A 19,974-nucleotide genomic window follows, 5' to 3' on the forward strand; every position below is an offset into this window, starting at 1 on the left:
AGACAGGTTACCGGCGGTAGCCTCCGGGACGGTATGAGACGCCGTACGATACTGGCGACGCTCGGCACGAGCGCGATGGCGGTCGCGGGCTGTCTCGACCAGTCCGGAGACGGATCGACACCGACCGACACCGACGGATCGGGCGGTCCTGACGGGACCGAGACGCCGAATGGAACGGCGGACGACGGGAGCGGTACCCCAGCGTCCCCTTCCGGACGATTCGACGGGACAGAGTGTCCCACTGTCAGCGACAGCGTCGACCGGACGGTCTGTTTCCACGCGCTCGGCGGCGGGTCGGCCGAGGTGTGGGTCGAACCCGACCGCGAACTGTTCGAGCCGACGACCGACGATCAGTCGGTCGAGACGGTCACGTTCACGCTGCACAACCAGTCCGGCGAATCGTTCGGACTGAACCCCTACGCCTGGGCGATACGACGACGGACGTCCGACGGCTGGGAACACGTCGCCCCCGACGAACACGTCGAGCCCTGGACGACCGTCGACGACGGCGGAGCGTACACCTGGCGGCTGAGCGTCGAGACCCATCCGTCACCGGATCGGGACGATCACGTGACACTGGTCGAGGATCTCGAATCGGGCGTCTACGCGTTCACGATCCGAGGAGCGCTGGGCGGGGAAACGAGTGAATCGACCTGGGTCGAGTGTGTTGCGGTGTTCGAGGTCGACCGCTAGTCCTCCAGGGTCGCGTCGATGGTGGCGCCGGTGCCGCCGGCCGAGACCTGCATCTCGTCGAGCAACGTCGAGAGCTGGTCGGCTTCGGTCGAGAGTTGCTGGATCGTCTCGGTCACCTCGCGGGTTGCGGCGGTCTGTTCCTCCGCCGAGGCCGAGACGGACTGGGCCTCCTCGGCGGTCTGGTCGCTGATCGCGGCCACGGAGTCGATCGTGGCGACGACCTCCTGGGTCGTCGAGGCCTGGCGGTCGGTCGCGTCGTCGATCTCCTGGACGCCGGCGTTGACGTCCTCGATGGTCGCGACGACCGATTCCAGTTTCGCCATGGCGTCCTCGATGGTGTCGGCCCCGCTCTCGACGCTGTCTTCCATGTCGTCCATCTCGTCGGTCGCGGCGGCGGCCTGCTCGCGCATCTCCGCGATCACCGACTCGACCTCGTCGGTCGCGTCCTGGGTCTCCTCGGCGAGGTCTTTCACCTCGTTGGCGACGACGGCGAAGCCTTCACCCGCCTCGCCGGCCCGGGCGGCCTCGATGGAGGCGTTCAGCGCAAGCGTGTTCGTCTGTTCCGCGATCCCGTCGATCAGGTCGACGATCTCGTCGATCTGCTCGATGCGCTGATCGAGCGTCGCCACCTCCGTGGCGGCCGAGGCGGCGTTCTCCCGGATGGACGCGATCTCCTCGCCCGCCCGCTCGGAGGCGTCGCGGGCTTCCTCGCCGGTGTCGGCCGCGTCCGCGGCGGTGCCCGCGACTTCCGTCGCCGAGGAGGCGATCTCCTCGATGGTCGCCGAGAGGTCGTTCATCCGTTCGGAGGCGTCGGTGACCTGTTCGCGCTGATCCTCGGCGCCACTGGCGATCTCCTCCATCGAGCCGCTCACCTCGTCGCTGGCGCGGCGGATCTCCTGGCCGCTGGCGGCGGCGTCCTCGCTGACGCTCGCGACGGTGTCGGCGAACTCACTGGCCTCCTCGACGGTCCCGGACAGGGAGTCGAGCATCTCGTTGAACGCCGTGGCGATGTCGGCCATCGCCTCGTTGTCGGCGTCGGCGTCGAGCCGGCGGGTCAGGTCGCCGTCGGCCACCGCGTCCATCACCTCGCTGTACTCCTGGGCGCGGGTCCGGAGCTGGTCGGCGACGGCTTCGGCCTCCTGCTTCGCGGCCTCGGCCTCGGCGCGGGCCTCCTCGGCGCGTTCCTGCTGGCGCTGGGCCTGTTCTTTGGCGTCTTCGGCTTCGGTGACCCGATCGTCGAGGTCCGCGGCGGTGGCCTCGAACCCGCGGTAGACGTCGTCGATCTCGTCGGCGCGCTGGTCCGGAATCCGGAGCCGGTACTGCCCGTCACCAACCGCCTCGGCGGTCCGCTGCAGCGTCTTGATGATCACGAACATCTCGCCGTAGATCATGCCGCCGAAGAAGAACGTCGCGACCATGATCGCGCCGACGGTGAGCCACGAACCGGTGTAGATCGCCGCCGCGACCGGTACGAGGATAGCGATCCCCGAGTGGAGCCACAACTGTCTGTTCAGCGTCCGCTGGATCACGTTCGGGAACAGCTGCTTGAATCGTTGCGAGGACGCGCCCGCAAAGGACCACCACCACTCCTCCGGCGAGAACGACAGCGAGATCTGGACCGTATCGCCGTCGTGCGTGTCTCCTTCGACGGTCTCAGCACTCATGCCAGTAGATCGAGAGAGAACGGTCAAGAAAGTATCCTGTCAGTTCTCACCGCTGAGAACGGAACGGGGGTGGCTCGTCGGTCGCTCCCTGGTCAGTCCGCGCCGGCTTCGTCGGAGTCGAGACCGGGGGCCTCGGCCGGGTCGACCTCGTCGGGTTCGTCCTGACCGCCGACGACGACCTCGCCGTCGTCGGTCTCGACGTACACGTCGTCGGCGAAGCCGCCCTCGGCGTGGGGGTGTTCGGGTTCGTCGAGTTTCTCGGGGGTCGAGGGCGCGTCGGCGACGCCGTCGGCGGGCCGGAACTCGCCGAGGGGGTCGTCGATCGTGATGCCCCAGCGCTCGAAGAATTCGGCGTAGCGGTCGTAGTGGTCCTCGAGTTCGTCGGCGGGGAACTCCATCATCTCCGTCCAGCCGTGGTTGTAGAAGTCGAAGTTGGCCTGGATGTGGGTGATCTCACGGGCCTCGGCTTCGGGGTAGCTCGCGTCTAGCGCGGCGACGTAGGTGTCCATCGTCGCGTCGAAGAAGTCGTCGAGGTGCGCGCGCCGGGCCTCTCGGTAACCCTCCTCGGCCTTGTCCAGGAAGACGCCGGTGTGGAGGTCGACCAAGCGGTCGTTGACCCGCTGGCCGATGACGGGAGCTGTCAGTGCCTTCTTCGCGGCCCAGTGGCGGACGTTCTGACGGATCTTCATCTCGACCCACTCGTACGGACGGAACGACCTAAAACGTCCCGGGTTTCAGTCGTGTGGTAGCCCGGACACGGGACCGGTATCGACGCGCGAAACTCTCCCGGATAGCAATGCACATTAGGCCCGGTACGCTAACCACGAGTTATGAGCGCGTCGCACGTGATCATCGGAGACGGTATCGCGGGGAGTTCCGCGGCGGAGACAATCCGGGAGCAGGACCCCGATGCCGACATCACGGTCGTCACCGAGGAGGGTGAGGCGCTGTACAACCGGATTCTCATCAAGGAGTTCGCCAAAGGGAAACTCCCCGAGGCCCCCATCTCGATCCACGAAGAAGACTGGTACGCCGAGCGCGACATCGACCTCGAACTCAACACGGTCGTCACCGGTGTCGACACCGACGAGAAGGTGGTCACCACCCACGAGAGCGGCGACATCGAGTACGACAAGCTCCTGCTGGCGACGGGCGGGACACCGACCCAGCTTCCGGTCGGCAACTCCGACGCCGAGGGGATCCACCACTTCTGGACCTTCCAGGACGCCCGGGCCATCCGCGAACACGCCGACGAGTCCGACACGGGCATCGTCGTCGGCGCGGGCCTGCTCGGGATCGACCTGGCGGCCATCTGTGGCGCACAGGACATCGAGGCCCACTACCTGATGCGGGGCAACCGCTGGTGGCGCTACGCCCTCTCGCTGGAGGGCGCGGAGATCATCCACGGCGCGCTCGAAGACAACGGCGTCACCCCCGTCTTCGACTCCGGTGTGGATCACTTCACGACCGACGACGACGGCGTCGTCGACGGTGCGGTCGACCCCAACGGCGAGGAGTACGATGGCGAGTTCGTCGGCGTCGCCATCGGCCTGAACTTCAACACCGAGTTCCTCCGTGACACCGACGTGGAACTCGACGACGGCATCGTCGTCGACGAGTACATGCAGACCAACGTCGAGGACGTGTACGCGGCGGGCGACATCACCCGTTTCTACGACACCATCCTCGGGGAGTACACCCAGAACGGTGCCTGGGGGTCGGCCAAGGAACAGGGTGCGATCGCCGGCGAGAACATGGTCGCCGACGAGGAGGCCGAAGCGTTCCGCTGGGTCTCCTCGTACTCGATCACGCACTTCGATTTCCCCTTCCTCTCCTTTGGCCACCCGACGCTGGGCGACGACCACGCCGAACGGAAGTACTCCGACACGGAGTGGCGGCGGCTGGCGTTCAAGGACGGCAAGATCGTCGGTGGCGTCCTCATCGGCGACCTGGCCCCGCAGTCGAAGTACAAACAGCTGATCCGCGAAGAACGTGTGGTGGCGGACCAGAAGGAGGTCCTGCTCGAACAGGACGTGGATCTGGACAACCTCGACGCGCCCGCGACCGCCGAGACCGAGTAAGTCACCCGACACGCCGGGGTGGTTTTTTCTGTCTGTCGTTCGGACTGTCGTATATGCCGGGACGTCCCGCGGAGTCTCGATCCCTCCAAGTCGTCGGTGCGCTCGTGGCGCTCGTCGCGGTCATCGGCTACACCGTCTACGACTGGCAGTGGGGTAGCGGCGACCCGCTGCCGACCGCGATCGGCCTCGCCGTCGCCGCACTGGCCATCGGCGTGACGCTGTATCGCCGGCTCGATCTGGGCTGACGCCTCGCCAACGGCCGTACCGAAGGCGTTTTCTCCGGGCCGGGCCCAGCAAGAGGTATGAACGGTGGCGGGAACAGCGATATGACCCTTGCCTTCGATCTGAGCGCGCTCAAGGAACTGGCACACCCGGACTCGGTGTTCAACGACGCGCGCCAGTGGAGCGAGTACGTCGGCGTCGTCTCCGAGAAGCCGACCTACGTCGTGACCAACTTCACGCGCAAACACCGGATCCGACAGGACTTCTTCTCGGGACCACGGGGCCGCGAAGAGAGTCTCGACAACGTCAGCGGCCAGTTCGAGACCGAGCGCCACGTCTTCGTCGGCGTCGACGACGAGGACGAGGCCCTGGCCGAGGCCGTCGGCTGGGAGTTCCTCCACGTCGAGGACGCCGCCGAGGCCGCCGGCTGGGAACTCGGCGAACCGAGCACGCCCGATCAGGACGTCGAAGAGAGCCGCGACGACTGGCCATGACCACAGTTCTGCGAACGGGCACCGACACGCCACCGACCGATCCCGAGCGACACTGTTGTCGGCACCCGTGTTGATTCTGTCACTATGTCCCTGGACATAGAGAAAGCCCTCGGTGACGGTCTGGACCGAACGCTCACGCGACCGGGCGCGTATCTCCTGGTCGCGTTTCTCGCGCTCGGGTTCGCGAACACCGTGGTCTACGAGTCGCTGATGCAGGTCGTTGCCCAGTTCGTCGTCGAGGAGTTCGGCCCGCAACTGGCGGAGGCGGGCGCGCTGGAGCAGTTCCAGAACGAGATTGGCGTGTTGCCCTTCGCCGTGTCGCTCCCGCCGACACTGCTCGCCGCGGCCTTCGTCGCGCTGGCGTTCGTGGCCGAGGCAATCGGCATCGTCGCAGTGCGGGTGTTCGCCGCGTCGGACCCGGATCGACTCCCCGACGGACTGGCCGACAGTCTGCCGCTGGCGACCGTGAACGGCTTCCTGGCCGGCATCTTCGTGTTCGTGATCGTCACCGTCGGGTTCGTGGTCGGGTTGATCGGTTTCATCGTCGGCGGGTTCGTCCTGGCCACGTTCCTCGGCGTCTCGCTCGTCTTCGTCCGCCAGGCGGTCGCGCTGGACGACGAGAACGCCATCGGCGCCCTGACCGAGAGCTGGAGTGCCGCGAAGGGGAACCGCTGGTACCTGTTCGGACTGATCGTCGTGCTCGCGCTCGTCGGGGTGATCGTCGGGTTCGGCAGCGGCCTGGTCGCTGGGCTCTTCGGTCCGGTGGTTCGTGGGGTCGTCAACGTGGCGGTCGGAGCGACAGTGGGCGTGTTCGGCATCGCGGTGACGACACAGGCCTACCAGCAACTCCGGACCGAGCGGGGCGGCCGCGGCGGGGAGTACGAGGAGCCCGGGGGACAGACGGACGCGTACTGAGCCGGACCCGCGGCGTTTAACCGGGCGCGAGTCCTACCCGTCGGCGATGTCAGAACCGCGCGTACCGGGCGACGGGGGCGACGACCTGGAGTTGGCCTGTGGCGAACCCGTCAGCCCCCGCGAACTGGACCTCGGCGTCCGGGAGTTCGACTGTGACTGTGGCGACGCCCACGGGGTCGTGATGGACGTCCACCCGCTGGGTCGGTTCGTCCCGGAGTCGCTGGCGGACGTGTTACGCGCCACCGTCGAACCAACCGACGAGTTCGACGAGTTCACCACCGCCCACCTGATGGGGATGGTGATCGAGGAGTTCCCCGGCCAGGTCGCGAGCGCCGACCTCTCCGACGACGGTGACGTGGGCTACAGCGCCATCTGGATCACGGACTTCGGCGCCCGGGAACTCCACGAGGTCGTCGTCGAGTTGCTGGTCGAACTCATGGAACACGCGATGAGCCACGCCGGCGACGACGACGCCATGGCGGAGTTCGAAGAACAGATGCTCCAGTTCGACGTGAGCGAGTTCGTCGACACGTACCGCCGGGAACGGGAGTTCGAGTCCGAACACGACACGGCGATCTGAGCCGGCGAAGACCGGACCACCCCGAGATCGCGTCGCGCCGCGCGCGGTGAGCGTGGCCGGGTCCGTCTCGCACAGCGATCCGTCGAATGTATGCTCTGTTCATCGAACAGAACAGTTCGTATGACAGCGGATGACACAGACGGGTGGGTGCCGTCGTGGGGTTTTCGTCGAACGGCCGTCCGACGGGTGTCTGACGCCGTTTAATGTGATAGTAGCGTGTGTGTATGCGTATGCGCTTACGTCAGGGCAAGTTCGAACGCATCCGCACCGTGCTCGACGACGCGGACGCCGACGAGCCACTGACAGCGCGGGAGATTCTGAACCTGCTGGACGAGCACGGCGAGGAGTTCGACAGCGCCCACCAGATCGCGACGGTACTGGGCCGCCACGCCGAGACGGGTGAGGTCGAGGTCATCCGCGACCAACCCTACCGGTATCGTTTCGGGGACGGCTCCTGAGGCCGTCCACACCGCCGCTCGACCGACCGTCCCGGGGTCAGTGACCGGACGGATCACGACCGGGACAGTTTTGGTCGTCCTGTCAGAGGTGTGGTCGTATGCGACTGGGCCGGGTCGTCACACTCGTCGCCGCAGTAACCTGTCTCGCCGTCGCCAGCGGCGCGTTCGGGGCCGCCGACGCCGACGCCCCGACGCGTGCGTTCATCCAGCCGAGCGACGGCGAGGATCGGCTCTGGCCCTACACGAGCAAGCGTCGATCGACCGACGGGAGGACGCTCGCGATCAACGTCCTCGTCGGAAGCAACACGTCGCGTGCCCAGCAGGTGCTGACCCGCGAGGCGGCCGTCGACTGGGAGCGGGCCAACGGAGCGGAGCCGTCCGGCGACGCGTCGGTCCCGCTTCCCGGGATGGACGACGTCGAGGTCGACATCGGGTCACAGGGGAACCTGAACGTCGACGGGCCCGGCGTCCACCTGTGGTGGGCGCCGACCCACGGCTCGACGCGGTACACCTACGTCGACCCAGCACGCGGCCGCGGACGCTGGGTCGAACAGGACTTCCAGCTCCACGCGGGCACGTATCTCGGGACGCGCCAGCACGTCCGGGGGTTCGGCTCCCCCTCGGGGACCTGGACGGCCGTCCAGGTCCACGCCGAGTGGTGGGACTGGTTCCGACTGCGCCACACCGTCACCTCGACGCGGGGCTCACAGGAACTCGTCGAGGACGACCTCGCGGACGAACCCGGCGTTCGCGTCCGTGGCCGCAACTTCTCGGGGTACGGCAGTCGCGGCGCGGGGGGGATCACGGTCGTCGACCTGCTGGCCCTGGCGGTGCCCGCGGTCGCCCTCGCCGTCGGTGGCGGCACCGAACGGCTCCGTCGGCGCACACTCGACGCCCTGGCGACCGGCGACGACCGACTCGGCGGCGAACTGCGCCTGGCCGCAGCCGTCTGCGGCCTCTACCTGGTCGTCAGGCTAGGCGGGATGTCGCTCGAGACAGTCTTCCCGTGGATACACCCGAAGCTGTTCGCGGCGGTGCTGTACCCCGTCGTGGCGCTGGGCGTGCCCGCGATGGCGTACAGACAGGGAAGTACGGTCGAGCCGCTCCGAGGGTTCGGCGTGACGGCCGCGGCACTGCTCGCCGCGTTCGCCGCCGACTTCGCGGTGGTAGGCGTCGGCGTCCCGGGACCCGAACTCGCCCAGCACCGGGTCGGCGTCGCGCTCGCGGCCGGGTTGCTGGCGGCGGGCGCGAGCGCCCGGACGGCGGGTGCCCCCGGGAGTCGGCGGCGGCGGATCGGGACCGGGCTGGTCGCGGTCGCCGCCCTCGCCTGGCTCGTCGCGCTGGCCGTCCCGCTGTTCGGGCTGTGATCCGTTCCGAGGGCTCGGACCAGCGTGCGAGGTGGAAGCAGGTGACCGCGGACCCGAGATTCCCGAATACATAAGGGATATAGCGGGCACGGCTAAACGTAATCGCAACACAATGTCGTCCGGCCGGGGCGGTGTGTCCAGACGGAAGCTCCTCGCCGGTGCCGCGACGGGCGCGGCCGGCGCGAGCGCTGGCTGTCTCGACCGGCTCCAGGCCCTCCTGGGCTGGCGGGGCAACGGGCAGACGACACTGCGGATCAAGACGCTCCCGGCGGACGCCGATTCGTACGCGCTCCGGTTGGCGCGGGCGATCGGAGAGTGGCTGCAGGCCGCGGGGATCGACGCCAGGATCGTCCCGACGGCCGAGGACGCACTCCGCCGGCAGATCCTCGTCAACCACCAGTTCGACCTGTTCGTCGGGCGGACGCCGGACGTTCGCAGGAAGCCGGACACCCTGTACTCGCTCCTGCACTCGACGGGTGTCCTGGCGCCGGGCTGGCGCAACCCGTTCGGGTACTCGAACGCACAGGTCGACGACCTGCTCCAGCGCCAGCGACGCGTGACTGGCCAGGAGCGGCGGGACGTGGTCGCGACGCTGCAGGCGACCCTCGCCCGGACCCAGCCGTTCAGTGTCCTCGGGTTCCCGGAGACGATCCGGGCGGTCCGGACCGACCGGTTCACCGGCTGGGAGCAGGCGGCTCTGGACTCGCCGATTGGATTCCTGGCACTGGAGGCGACCGCCATGGCGGAATCGAGTCCGCGCACGCTCCGGCTCGGGACGACCTACCAGCAGGAGGTCCAGAATCTCAACCCGCTGGCGGTGCGATACCGCGACAACACGACCATGACGAACCTGCTGTACGATTCGCTGGGCCGGACTATCGGCGGCGACCGGATCGAGCCGTGGCTGGCCGACAGCTGGGAGTTCGAGCGCCGGGGCGAGGACCTCCGGGCGACGGTCCGGTTGCGGCCCAACCAGCGCTGGCACGACGGCGAACCGCTGACCGCCGACGACGTGGCGTTCACGTACGAGTTCATCGCGGACACGTCGGCGCGGAATACGGATGGGGTCGTCCCGGTCCCGCGGTATCACGGCCAGGCCAGCCTGATCGAGAGCGTGCGGGCCAACGACCTTCGAACTGTGGAGTTCGCGTTCACGGACTGTTCGGAGACCGTCGCGCGACGCGCGTTCACCGTCCCGGTCTTGCCCGAACACGTCTGGCAGCAACGGCGACGGCCGGCCACCATCGGCGGCGTCGACGTGGGCGGACAGGTGACGGAGGCACTGGTGACCAGGAACGTCCCCGCGGTCGGGAGCGGGCCAGTGGCCTTCGCCGAACAGCCATCGAGCGTCGAACTCGTCTTGCGGCGGTTCGACGAACACTTCCTCCACCGCACCGATAGCGGGGAGTTCCCACCGTGGATGGACGGCGGGCTTCCTTTCGATCGACTGGTCGTGCAGGCGGACGTATCCGACGGGATCGTCGTCGAAGCGGCCGCCGACGGGACGCTCGACGCCGCGATCAACGGAATCGGCGTCGAAACCGTCTCGCGCATCGAGGACGCGGCCGAACTGGAACTGTTGACTCGGCCCTCGAACTCCTACTACGTGCTGGGGTACAACACGCGGCGACCGCCGCTGCACAACTACCAGTTCCGCCGCATTCTGGGACGGTTGCTCGACCGCGGGCATCTCGCCGACGCGGTGTTCGACGGGTACGCCGAGCCGGCGGCGAGCCCGCTCTCCGGGACGGACTGGCTCCCGTCGAAACTCGCGTGGGACGGCGATCACCCGATCCTTCCGTTCCTCGGGTCCGACGGCGAGGTGGACGACGAACAGGTCCAGCAGGCCTGGCAGGAGGCCGGCTATCGCTACGAGGGCGGCAGACTTCTCGGACGGTGATACAGTGACACTGCTAGAACTCTCCGCCCGGGTGCTCGGCGTGGTCGGCGTGATGCTCGTCGTCGCATCGCTCGTGTTCGTCGGCCCGCGACGGCTCCGGGAGACGCGAGCCGACATCAGGGGTCGGCTCCGCGAGGCGGGGCCGGTCGTGGCCGTGCTGGCCGGCGTGCTGGCGATCAACAGCTTCGTGCGCGACGTGAGCACCGACCTGTCCCAGCTGGTCGGCGTCCGGATCACCAGTACGATCCACGCCATCGAGGGGGCCTTCGTCGGGCAGATCCAGACCGTGGCCTCCCCGGTCCTGACGGCGTACTTCTCGAACGTGTACGTCTACGCCTACGCCTTCCTGATGATCTTCCCGCTGGTGGCGTATCTCGCCCTCGACGACCAGCGACCGATGCGGGAGTTGACCGTCGCGTACATCCTCAACTACGGGATCGGCCTGGTCTGCTATCTCGCCTTCATCGCGTACGGCCCGCGGAACTTCATGCCGGACGTGGTCGAACCCCTGCTGTACACGCACTGGCCGCGCTCACAGCTGCTCACCAGCGAGATCAACCGCAACACCAACGTCTTCCCCTCGCTGCACACGTCGCTGTCGGTGACCGTCGCGCTGATGGCCTACCGAACTCGCGACGCCTACCCCTACTGGTTCCCGGTGGCCGTCTTCGCGGCGGCGAGCGTCGCCGTCTCGACCATGTACCTGGGCATCCACTGGGGCACCGACGTGATCGCGGGCCTGCTGCTGGCCGTCTTCTCGGTCGTCGCCGCGAGCCGGATCCGGCAGTTCGGGGACCAGCACGACGGTTTCGTCCGCGAGCGCGTCGGCAAGTTCGCCGACCGGCTCCGCTGACCGGCCCGGCACGCGTCGACCGATCCGTGTCAACCGGCGACAATACGAATTTCGAAATTCGGTTACGATGCTCGCAATCTATCGCCGGGCTTATTACGATGAGCGGACTGAGGACGGACAATGACAGACGGATCAGAAGACCGCACAATCCTGCTGATCGGGAGTGGGCCGATCAAGATCGGACAGGCCGCGGAGTTCGACTACTCCGGTGCGCAGGCCTGTCGTGCCCTCCAGGAGGAGGGGGCGCGGGTCGTGCTGGTCAACTCCAACCCGGCGACGATCATGACCGATCCGGAGATGGCCGACAAGGTGTACATCGAGCCGATCAACACCGAGGCCATCGCCGAGATCATCCGGAAGGAACAGCCCGACGGCGTCATCGCCGGGCTCGGTGGTCAGACGGGGCTGAACGTCACCGCCGAACTCGCCGAGGAAGGGGTGCTCGACGAACACGACGTGGACGTGATGGGCACGCCGCTGGACACCATCTACGCGACCGAGGACCGCGACATGTTCCGCCAGCGCATGGAGTCCATCGGCGAACCCGTCCCCGAGTCGGTCACCATCGACTCGATGGACGAAGTCGAAGACGCCGTCGAGGCCGTCGGCGGCCTGCCGGTCATCATGCGGACGACCTACACCCTGGGCGGACAGGGGTCGGGCGTCATCGGCGACATGGACGAGCTCAAAGACGCCGTCCGCAAAGGGCTCAACCTCTCGCGTGACAATCGCGTGATGATCACCGAGTCCATCGACGGCTGGATCGAACTGGAGTACGAGGTCATGCGGGACGCCGACGACTCCTGTATCATCATCTGCAACATGGAGAACATCGACCCGATGGGCATCCACACCGGCGAGTCCATCGTCGTCACGCCCAGCCAGGTCATCCCCGACGAGGGCCACCAAGAGATGCGCGACACTGCGCTGAAGGTGATCCGCGAACTCGGGATCCAGGGCGGCTGTAACATCCAGTTCGCCTGGCACGACGACGGCACCCCCGGCGGCGAGTACCGCGTCGTCGAGGTCAACCCGCGCGTCTCCCGCTCCTCGGCGCTGGCCTCGAAGGCGACCGGCTACCCCATCGCCCGCGTCACCGCGAAGGTCGCGATGGGCAAGCGCCTCCACGAGATCGAAAACGAGATCACCGGTCAGACCACCGCCGCCTTCGAGCCGGCCATCGACTACATCGTGACCAAGGTGCCCCGGTGGCCCAAAGACAAGTTCCGCAACGTGGAGTTCGCCCTCGGGCCGGCGATGAAGTCCACGGGTGAGGCCATGGCCATCGGCCGGACGTTCGAGGAGTCGATGCTGAAGGCGCTCCGGAGTTCCGAGTACGACCCCGCCGTCGACTGGGCGGACGTGAGCGACGAGGAACTCGAATCGGAGTACCTGGAACGGCCGACACCGGATCGCACCTACGCGGTCTTCGAGGCCTTCGAGCGGGGCTACTCCGTCGAGGACGTCAACGAACTCACCGAGATCCGCGAGTGGTACCTCGAACGCTACAGGCGCATCGCCGAGGCCGCCATCGCGGCCGCCGAGGGTGACTTCGCGGCGGCCGCCGAGGAAGGGTTCACCGACCAGGAGATCACCGCCATCGCCGGCGGCGAGTTCAACGACACCCACGCCTCCTGGCTCCCGGATCGGGACGAGGCCCAGCAGGTGGACGCCGACGAGGTGTCCGCCGACGGCTCCGGCGTCACCGTCGAACAGGTCGACGCCGAGACCCCTGACCGCGCGTTCAAGCAGGTCGACACCTGCGCCGGGGAGTTCGCCGCCTCGACGCCGTACTACTACTCCGCCCGCGAACCGCTCTCGGGACTGGGTCGCAACGAGGTCCAGGTCGACACCGACGCCGAGAGCGTCGTCGTGGTCGGCGGCGGCCCGATCCGGATCGGGCAGGGCGTCGAGTTCGACTACTGTTCGGTCCACGCCGTCCAGGCGCTCGAGGCGATGGGCATCGACGCCCACGTCGTCAACAACAACCCCGAAACCGTCTCGACGGACTACGACACTTCCGAGGGCCTGTTCTTCGAGCCCATCACCGCCGAGGAGGTCGCCGACGTGATCGAGACCACCGACGCCGACGGCGTGATGGTCCAGTTCGGCGGTCAGACCTCCGTCGACATCGGTGAACCCCTCGAAAACGAGATCGAGCGCCGCGGGCTCGACTGTGCGATCATGGGCACCGCCGTCGAGGCGATGGACCTCGCGGAGGACCGTGACCGGTTCAACCAGCTCATGGACGAACTGGGCATCGACCAGGCCGAAGGCGGCACGGCGACCTCCGAGCAGGAGGCACTGGAGATCGCTCGCAGCATCGGCTACCCCGTCCTCGTGCGCCCGAGCTACGTGCTGGGCGGCCGCGCGATGGACGTGGTGTACAACGACGAGGACCTCGAGACCTACATCGAGGAGGCGGTTCGGGTGTCCCCGGACAAGCCGATCCTCATCGACGACTTCCTCGCCGACGCCGTCGAGCTGGACGTCGACGCGGTCGCCGACGGCGACGACGTGCTGATCGGCGGCATCATGGAACACGTCGAGACTGCGGGTGTGCACTCCGGCGACTCGGCGTGTATGATCCCGCCGCGCTCGCTCTCGGAGGACGTCCTCGAACGCGTCCGCGAGGTCACCGAAGACATCGCCACGGCACTGGACACCGTCGGCCTGCTCAACGTCCAGCTCGCCGTCAAAGACGAGACGGTGTACGTGCTGGAGGCCAACCCGCGCTCGTCGCGTACCGTACCGTTCGTCTCGAAGGCGACGGGCGTCCCCATCGCCAAGCTCGCCGCGAAAGTCATGGCCGGCGCGAGCCTCGACGAACTGGACGTGGACGAGCAGATCCCGGACCAGGTCTCGGTCAAGGAGGTCGTTCTGCCCTTCGACCGCCTCCCGGGCAGCGACCCGCGGCTCGGTCCTGAGATGAAATCGACCGGTGAGGTCATGGGCACCGCCGGCTCCTTCGGGAAGGCCTACCAGAAGGCCCAGATGTCCGTCGGGAAGGCGATCCCGCTCGCGGGCAACGCCATCGTCGACCTCCCCGTCATCGGCTTCGAGGACCACTTCGACGTGGAGGACCTCGACAGCGCCGACATCGAGGCCGTGAAACAGCGCCTCCGTGACGGCGAGATCGACCTCGTCGTCTCGCGCAACCGCGAGATCCTCGAAGTCTGTGTCGAGGAGACGATCACGTACTTCTCGACCCTCGAGAGCGCCGAGGCAGCGCTGGAAGCCATCGAGTCCTCGGATCAGCCGCTGAACGTGCAGGACGTGGCCGCCCGTCCCAAGGACACCCGCGACTGGGGCGACTACTGACCTGCGCCGCCGGGACTGTTTTTACGCGCGGTTTTGAACCCGGGGTATGAGCCGCGAGGTCGTCCGAACCGCGTTCCCGGAACTCGACGAGATCGAGCGCGATCAGCTTCGTGCCGGCGTAATCGACGCCTGGGTCGGCGCGATGAACCAGGCAGGAATCGACGCCCTCGAATCGGTCCCCTGGCTCCCGCCGACCCAGCGGGACCTCGGGCTGGACGACGAACGGCTGGTTCCGCACGTCCGGGACGTGTGTGCCTGTGCCGTCGCCATCGCCGACCGGCTGGTCGCGCGTCGGAGTATCGAGATCGACCTCGATACGGTGATCGCTGGCGCGCCGGTCCACGACGTGAGCAAGCTCGCGGAGTTCGACGGACTGGAGCCGACACCGGTGTACGACCTGCTGGGCCACCCGTACTACGGCGTCCACGTCGTCGCTCGGGCGGGATTGCCCATGGAACTGGCACATATCGTCCTCTCGCACACGTCCCGGACGGCCGTCGAACCGGCGACCATCGAGGCGGAGGTCGTCCGGCGGGCCGACGAAGCGGCCGCGGCGGCGATTCGGACGGCGGCCCTCGACGACCTCCGAAACGCCTGACAGGCGAGGTGAAAGATGATAGTCCCTAAGTACCCACACAGGAAATCGAAGCAACATGTTCGAGGGGACGGGAGATGCTCGATAGGGACAACAGCACGACGCGGATCATCTCGGCAGTCGTTCAGATACTCGCGATCGCGGTGGTGGGTGTGGTCGTGAGCGTACTCATCACCGCCTTCACACAGAGCCTGGCGACGGCCCGGACGCTCGCGACGGTGGCGGGCGCGCTGGCGACGGTCGTCCTGCTCGTGATCGTCGGCTGGTACGCCAGGCGGCTGGAGGACGCCGCGGCCGAGAGCCGAAAACTCCGTCGCCGGCCGTACGTCAAACGCATCGTCGCGACGGGGATCGACCGGATTCTGGAGTGGCTCACGACCAACCGCGACCGGTGGGATCGGACGAACCCGCCGGCCGGCATGCCCGCCTATCCGGAGATCGAGGACACCGGTGTCCCGGACGACGTGGTCGCCGACATCTCCCGCGATCACCCCGACCTCGTCGCCGACGTGAGCGCCTTCCTCACGGCGAGCCGCGAGTACCGCGACGTCTGGCAGGACCTCCACACCGACCTCGCCAGGATCGTCGACCACGCCTTCGAGTTGCAGGACCCGCCCGAGACCATCGACGAGGTGGTCCCACAGAACTACGAGGGGGCCGCCCGCGCCGAGGGCGTCGACCCGTGGGCCGAACCCAACGAGTTCGTCGACGCCCACCCGCGTCTGTTCGGCCGACTCGTCCTCACGAACCCGGAGCCGTCCCTGAACGGGGCTGCCTACCTCGACACCGAGGACTACGCCACGCTACTTCTCGACGCCCACCGGCGCGAGTTCATGAACCTGCGAGGCGAGGACGAAATCGCCGACGAGATCGACCTCGTCCACCGGAAACTGGAGACGCTCAAGGCGAACGACGAGAACATGGAGGAACGCCTCCAGGACGTGCGTAGCCAGTACCTCGCCGAGTACGAGATCATGGAGACCGAACTCGGCGAAATCAAAGCCGGCGGGCGGTCGGCCGTCTAATTCGGACGTATCCGTGTGCACGATGGCTGTCCGCTTCTCGCTGCGAGCGGACGACGACGCCACGTGTCGTCTGTGCCGTACACGAAAGCAAACATTTCCTACTATCGGAAGTGTATTCCTTCGAATGCTCAGTTTTTTCCCAGAACAAAAGATAATAGGCCCTTATAGCTCATATAAGAACACGTTCGTAACTATGATAACAGAACGGGACGACGACTGAGGTGTGAACCACCCAACGGCAGTTGTCTACGTCGACGTGAGGGCGGAATGACGGACTCCGATGTCGCCGAGCGGGCGTTCGTGCTCGCGGAGATGTCTTCCGACGACTCCGTGACGATGGCGGTCCTGGCTGGACGCGAGAGCCGGTTCTCGGCGAGCGAACCGCTGAACGATCCACCGGTGACGTACCTCGAAGAGACGGAGGCACCGGTCTTCGTGCTGACGAACGGGAAGCGAGGGGTCGGTCGCGGTGTCAAGAGCAATACCGTCGCGCCCGAAGGGAGCTTCAGGACGGTCGTCCTCGTGACCGGTCGACGGACGCTCTGTCTCGTCGGACGGACCGACGGTGACGCGGTCATCACGATTCCCCACGAGTCGGTGGCAGCGGTCCGGTACAGTACCGGCTTCCGCAAGCACAGACTCGTCTTGCAGACGCCCGAGAGCGCGTATCACTGCTGGGTCCACCGGAAAACGGGCGAGCGATTGCTCGAAAGCGTGACCGAGTTCCTGAGAGAGCGCAAAGTCGAGCGGCCGGAGCCGGTCGAGGACGACGAGGCGGTGAGCCGCGTGATGTATCGCGGGCGACCGGTCGCACGGGACGCGACCGACGAATCGGGTGACACTAGCAGTGGCTCGGCGGAGTCGACCGACGGCGAGACGGAAGAAGAGTTTACCGTCACGTACCGGGGACGGCCGGTCGACCGGGACTAGTCCTCGACCATCGCCAGCACGTCGTCGAAGAAGTCCAGCGAGTCGTTGGGGCCTGGGTTCGCTTCGGGGTGGTACTGGCGGGTGATGATGTCCAGGTCGTCGTTTTCGAGGCCTTCGGGCGTGTCGTCGTTGACGTTGACCTGCGTGACTTCCAGCCGGTCGCCGGGTTCGGCGACGGTGTAACCGTGGTTCTGGGTGGTCATGACGACCCGATCGGTCCGGAGGTCACGGACGGGCTGGTTGACCCCGCGGTGGCCGAACTCCATCTTCTCGGTCGAGCCGCCGAGCGCGCTGGCGACGACCTGCTGGCCGAGACAGATCCCGGCCATGGGTGTCTCGCCGACGTAGCTGTCGACGAGGGTCTTGGTCTGCTCGAAGTTCTCGGGGTCGCCGGGGCCGTTGGAGATGAACAGCAGGTCGGGGTCGATCGCAGCCACGTCGTCCTCGGTGGCGTCGTAGGGCAGGACGTGGACCACGGCGTCGCGTTCGACCAGCGAGTCGATGATCGAGCCCTTCGCACCACAGTCGATCAGCGCGACCGTCGATCCGGCACCGTCTTCGTTGAAGACTTCGGGTTCGCCGACGCTGACCTGTGCGCCGATCTCGGTGTGGTCGGACATGTGCTTGCACTGCTCCAGTTCGGCCAGGGCGTCCTCCTCGGTGGCGTCGGGACCGGCGGCGATACCGCACTTCATCGCACCCTCGTCGCGGATGCCCGTGACGATCTCGCGCGTGTCCAGGTGGTCGACGGCCGGGACACCCTCGGATTCGAGCCACTCGGCCACGTCCTCGGTGAGTTCGCGGGCCACGACGCCGCGCGGGTGGACGCGGTCGGACTCGAACCGTTCCGCTCGGACGCCGTAGTTCCCGATGAGGGGATAGGAGAACGTCAGAATCTGCTCCTCGTAGGACGGGTCCGTGAGACTCTCCTCGTACCCTGTGTACGCGGTCGTGAATACCAGTTCCCCGCGAGTCGTGCCCGGAGCGCGGGAGCGCGCCTCGACGACGCGTCCGCCCTCGATAGCCACGTAGGCGTCCGTCATTACGAGATGCGTATCCGTCCACCGTTCATAAGTGTTGCTTTCGAAGCGCAGTTACGAATTTCGCAATCCTCAAGTACGCCGGGTGAATACTCTCGAATCTCAATGGACGAGCTGGACCGGCAGATTCTGAGCATTCTGCGACGGGACGCTCGGACGGCCTACACGGAGATCGCGGATCGGGTGGGGACCTCGGAGGGGACGGTCCGGAACCGCGTCGAGCGGCTGGTCGAAGACGGCGTCATCGAGCGCTTTACCGTCGCCACGTCCACCGGAAACGTCAAGGCGATGATCGAGATCAGCGTCGACGTCAACGTCGACACCGCCGCCGTCTCGGATCGGATCGTCGAGTGGCAGGAGGTCGACTCCGTCTGGCAGGTCTCCGGGGAGGAGGACATCGTGCTGGTCGTCGACGCCGCCGACACCGAGCGGGTCAACGAGTTGATCACGAAGGCCCGGGAGTTAGACGAAGTCGTCTCGACCAAAACCCGTCTCATTCTAGACGAGCGGCTCGGGTAGCGAGGCGAGGTCGCGGAGCGACCTCGGAGTCCGCGAGCGCAGGCCGGGGGAACGCACATATCGCTCCCGACCGAACTGACTCGCATGACACTCGACGTGGAGCGACCAGACCCACCGCGACTCGGCGGCCCGGGCGATCCGGGCGATTACGACGCCGTCGAGGAACCGGCGGAATGGGCCGGCGAGGACGCACCACGGGAGGCACTGGCCGAGATGCTGTCGGCCGGGGCCTGGGCGGACGCTTTCGAGGAGTGGCGCGAGGTGACTTCCCTCACGGACGATCAATTCCGGGTCGTTCGCGAGTTGGGTCTGATCGAGCGGTTCGACTTCCTCTGGAACCCGGCCGCCGAGGACGTCGGCTATCTGGTACCGAAGGTCCCGTCGGATCGTCCCGACGGAGGAACGCTCGACCGCGACGAGAGACAGGAGATCGAAGAGGAACTCGACGAACTGGGCCGGATCGTCAGCGACGTGCTGGAGACCGACTACGTCCACCGGTCCTCCGAGGAGTTCGGCTACAACTGGGAGTAACCGCGGCGGGCGAGGCCGTCGTAGGCGGTCACTCCTCTCCGGGCGGGGAGCCGACGCCGGGTGAGAGCCACTCCGGTTCGGTCAGGTGCCCTTTCTCGGAGTGAATCCGCCGGTAGAGGGCTCTGAGGAGACTGTGGGGGAGCCAGGTGTCGACACGGGGGGCGACGCGGCAGTCGCGGATGGCGTCGACGACTGCGGCGGGTGTGAGTTCGTCGGCGTCGACCAGCGTGTGTGCGCGCCCGACCTCGAAGGGATAGTGGGCGTCGCTCCCGCCGACGGTGGGGAGGTCGTGGCCCTCGGCCAGTCGCTCGACCGAGTCGCGGGTCCGGGGGTGTTTCCCGTTGATCTCGATGGCGTCGAAGGGGGCCTCGACCGCCCGGACAGTGCTGTTGCGGTAGGGGTGGGCGACGATGGCCGCGCAGTCCCGTTGGTGGGCCAGGTCGACTACCTCCGCCGGAGTCATGCCGCCGACCCGCGTCGCCGCCGGCGGGTCGGGACCGATCACGAGGACGTGCCCGCGCGTCGTCGAGACCTCGATGCCCGGGATCGTGACGAGGCCCGGGACCGCGAAGTCGGCGGTGTAGTCGTGGTTGGTGAAGGCGACGCCGTCGAGGCCACGGTAGCGGGCGACCACCGCCAGCGCTCTCGCACCGACCGGATCCACCGGCGTGGGACGCGACTCGAAGCCGTGGAAGAATCGCGTGTGCGTGTGGACGTCAACGGCGAACACGACCGCAAGGAAGCGGTAAGATTCCTTTTGCGTTCTGTCCACTTCACTAGAGAGTA

The 19,974-nt window shown here is 67.1% G+C and carries 20 protein-coding genes; 16 read left to right on the top strand and 4 right to left on the bottom strand.

The features are described 5' to 3' along the window. Positions 1–33 precede the first annotated feature (33 nt). Positions 34–693, top strand: a complete 660-nt coding sequence (locus tag EAF64_RS04065; protein WP_129067672.1) for a hypothetical protein — start codon at positions 34–36, stop codon at positions 691–693. Here the strand turns inward: EAF64_RS04065 and EAF64_RS04070 are convergent. Together EAF64_RS04070 and EAF64_RS04075 are read right to left on the bottom strand one after the other, a co-directional pair. Continuing rightward, the gene (locus tag EAF64_RS04070; protein ID WP_129067673.1) at positions 690–2,357 is read right to left on the bottom strand and encodes a methyl-accepting chemotaxis protein; all 1,668 of its coding nucleotides are present in this window, start codon (positions 2,355–2,357) and stop codon (positions 690–692) included. The genes EAF64_RS04065 and EAF64_RS04070 overlap by 4 nt on opposite strands. 92 nt (positions 2,358–2,449) lie before the next feature. After that, entirely contained in the window at positions 2,450–3,046 is a 597-nt protein-coding gene (locus EAF64_RS04075; RefSeq protein WP_129067674.1) for a DUF6149 family protein, read from the bottom strand. A 141-nt stretch (positions 3,047–3,187) separates the two neighbouring features. On the opposite strand from EAF64_RS04075, the gene EAF64_RS04080 reads away from it, so the two are divergent. The 13 genes from EAF64_RS04080 to EAF64_RS04140 all read left to right on the top strand — a co-directional run bounded on the left by EAF64_RS04080 (position 3,188) and on the right by EAF64_RS04140 (position 17,098). Then, positions 3,188–4,438 carry an NAD(P)/FAD-dependent oxidoreductase gene (locus EAF64_RS04080; protein WP_129067675.1) on the top strand — a complete coding sequence of 417 codons (1,251 nt, stop codon included), beginning with the start codon at positions 3,188–3,190 and terminating at the stop codon, positions 4,436–4,438. Between the two features lie 53 nt (positions 4,439–4,491). Further along, entirely contained in the window at positions 4,492–4,683 is a 192-nt protein-coding gene (locus EAF64_RS04085; RefSeq protein ID WP_129067676.1) for a multidrug transporter, read from the top strand. A gap of 57 nt (positions 4,684–4,740) precedes the next feature. Next, on the top strand, positions 4,741–5,154 hold the full coding sequence (locus tag EAF64_RS04090; protein WP_129067677.1) for a DUF7124 domain-containing protein: 414 nt from the start codon (positions 4,741–4,743) through the stop codon (positions 5,152–5,154). 84 nt (positions 5,155–5,238) lie between these two features. Next, complete coding sequence (locus tag EAF64_RS04095) at positions 5,239–6,069, top strand: hypothetical protein (RefSeq protein WP_129067678.1); 831 nt, start codon at positions 5,239–5,241, stop codon at positions 6,067–6,069. Between the two features lie 46 nt (positions 6,070–6,115). Continuing rightward, entirely contained in the window at positions 6,116–6,649 is a 534-nt protein-coding gene (locus EAF64_RS04100; protein WP_129067679.1) for a DUF5815 family protein, read from the top strand. A 230-nt stretch (positions 6,650–6,879) separates the two neighbouring features. Beyond that, positions 6,880–7,107: a hypothetical protein gene (locus tag EAF64_RS04105; protein WP_129067680.1), complete on the top strand. Its 228-nt coding sequence runs from the start codon at positions 6,880–6,882 to the stop codon at positions 7,105–7,107. A gap of 98 nt (positions 7,108–7,205) precedes the next feature. Beyond that, the gene (locus tag EAF64_RS04110; protein WP_129067681.1) at positions 7,206–8,474 is read left to right on the top strand and encodes a hypothetical protein; all 1,269 of its coding nucleotides are present in this window, start codon (positions 7,206–7,208) and stop codon (positions 8,472–8,474) included. A gap of 133 nt (positions 8,475–8,607) precedes the next feature. Continuing rightward, positions 8,608–10,374 (top strand): ABC transporter substrate-binding protein, encoded by a 1,767-nt coding sequence (locus EAF64_RS04115; protein WP_227738873.1) that lies wholly within the window; start codon positions 8,608–8,610, stop codon positions 10,372–10,374. Between the two features lie 4 nt (positions 10,375–10,378). Then, positions 10,379–11,227, top strand: a complete 849-nt coding sequence (locus tag EAF64_RS04120; RefSeq protein ID WP_129067683.1) for a phosphatase PAP2 family protein — start codon at positions 10,379–10,381, stop codon at positions 11,225–11,227. A gap of 120 nt (positions 11,228–11,347) precedes the next feature. Further along, on the top strand, positions 11,348–14,548 hold the full coding sequence (gene carB / locus EAF64_RS04125) for a carbamoyl-phosphate synthase large subunit (RefSeq protein ID WP_129067684.1): 3,201 nt from the start codon (positions 11,348–11,350) through the stop codon (positions 14,546–14,548). 46 nt (positions 14,549–14,594) lie between these two features. Continuing rightward, positions 14,595–15,146, top strand: a complete 552-nt coding sequence (locus EAF64_RS04130; RefSeq protein ID WP_129067685.1) for an HD domain-containing protein — start codon at positions 14,595–14,597, stop codon at positions 15,144–15,146. Between the two features lie 74 nt (positions 15,147–15,220). Then, positions 15,221–16,168, top strand: coding sequence for a hypothetical protein (locus tag EAF64_RS04135; protein ID WP_129067686.1), 948 nt, complete (start codon positions 15,221–15,223; stop codon positions 16,166–16,168). A gap of 267 nt (positions 16,169–16,435) precedes the next feature. Further along, positions 16,436–17,098, top strand: coding sequence for a hypothetical protein (locus tag EAF64_RS04140; protein ID WP_129067687.1), 663 nt, complete (start codon positions 16,436–16,438; stop codon positions 17,096–17,098). On the opposite strand, the gene carA is transcribed toward EAF64_RS04140, so the two are convergent. After that, a complete protein-coding gene (gene carA / locus EAF64_RS04145; protein WP_129067688.1) occupies positions 17,095–18,141 on the bottom strand; it encodes a glutamine-hydrolyzing carbamoyl-phosphate synthase small subunit in 1,047 nt (348 codons plus the stop codon). The genes EAF64_RS04140 and carA overlap by 4 nt on opposite strands. 102 nt (positions 18,142–18,243) lie before the next feature. Between carA and EAF64_RS04150 the strand changes: the two genes are divergently transcribed. Both EAF64_RS04150 and EAF64_RS04155 read left to right on the top strand, forming a co-directional pair. Beyond that, positions 18,244–18,657 (top strand): Lrp/AsnC family transcriptional regulator, encoded by a 414-nt coding sequence (locus EAF64_RS04150; RefSeq protein ID WP_092656901.1) that lies wholly within the window; start codon positions 18,244–18,246, stop codon positions 18,655–18,657. A gap of 84 nt (positions 18,658–18,741) precedes the next feature. After that, on the top strand, positions 18,742–19,188 hold the full coding sequence (locus EAF64_RS04155; protein ID WP_129067689.1) for a hypothetical protein: 447 nt from the start codon (positions 18,742–18,744) through the stop codon (positions 19,186–19,188). A 28-nt stretch (positions 19,189–19,216) separates the two neighbouring features. Here the strand turns inward: EAF64_RS04155 and EAF64_RS04160 are convergent, their stop codons facing one another. Then, entirely contained in the window at positions 19,217–19,918 is a 702-nt protein-coding gene (locus tag EAF64_RS04160; protein ID WP_129067690.1) for a PHP domain-containing protein, read from the bottom strand. Positions 19,919–19,974 lie beyond the last annotated feature (56 nt).

The sequence above is a fragment of the Halorientalis pallida genome (assembly GCF_004118325.1).
Lineage (GTDB): Archaea > Halobacteriota > Halobacteria > Halobacteriales > Haloarculaceae > Halorientalis > Halorientalis pallida.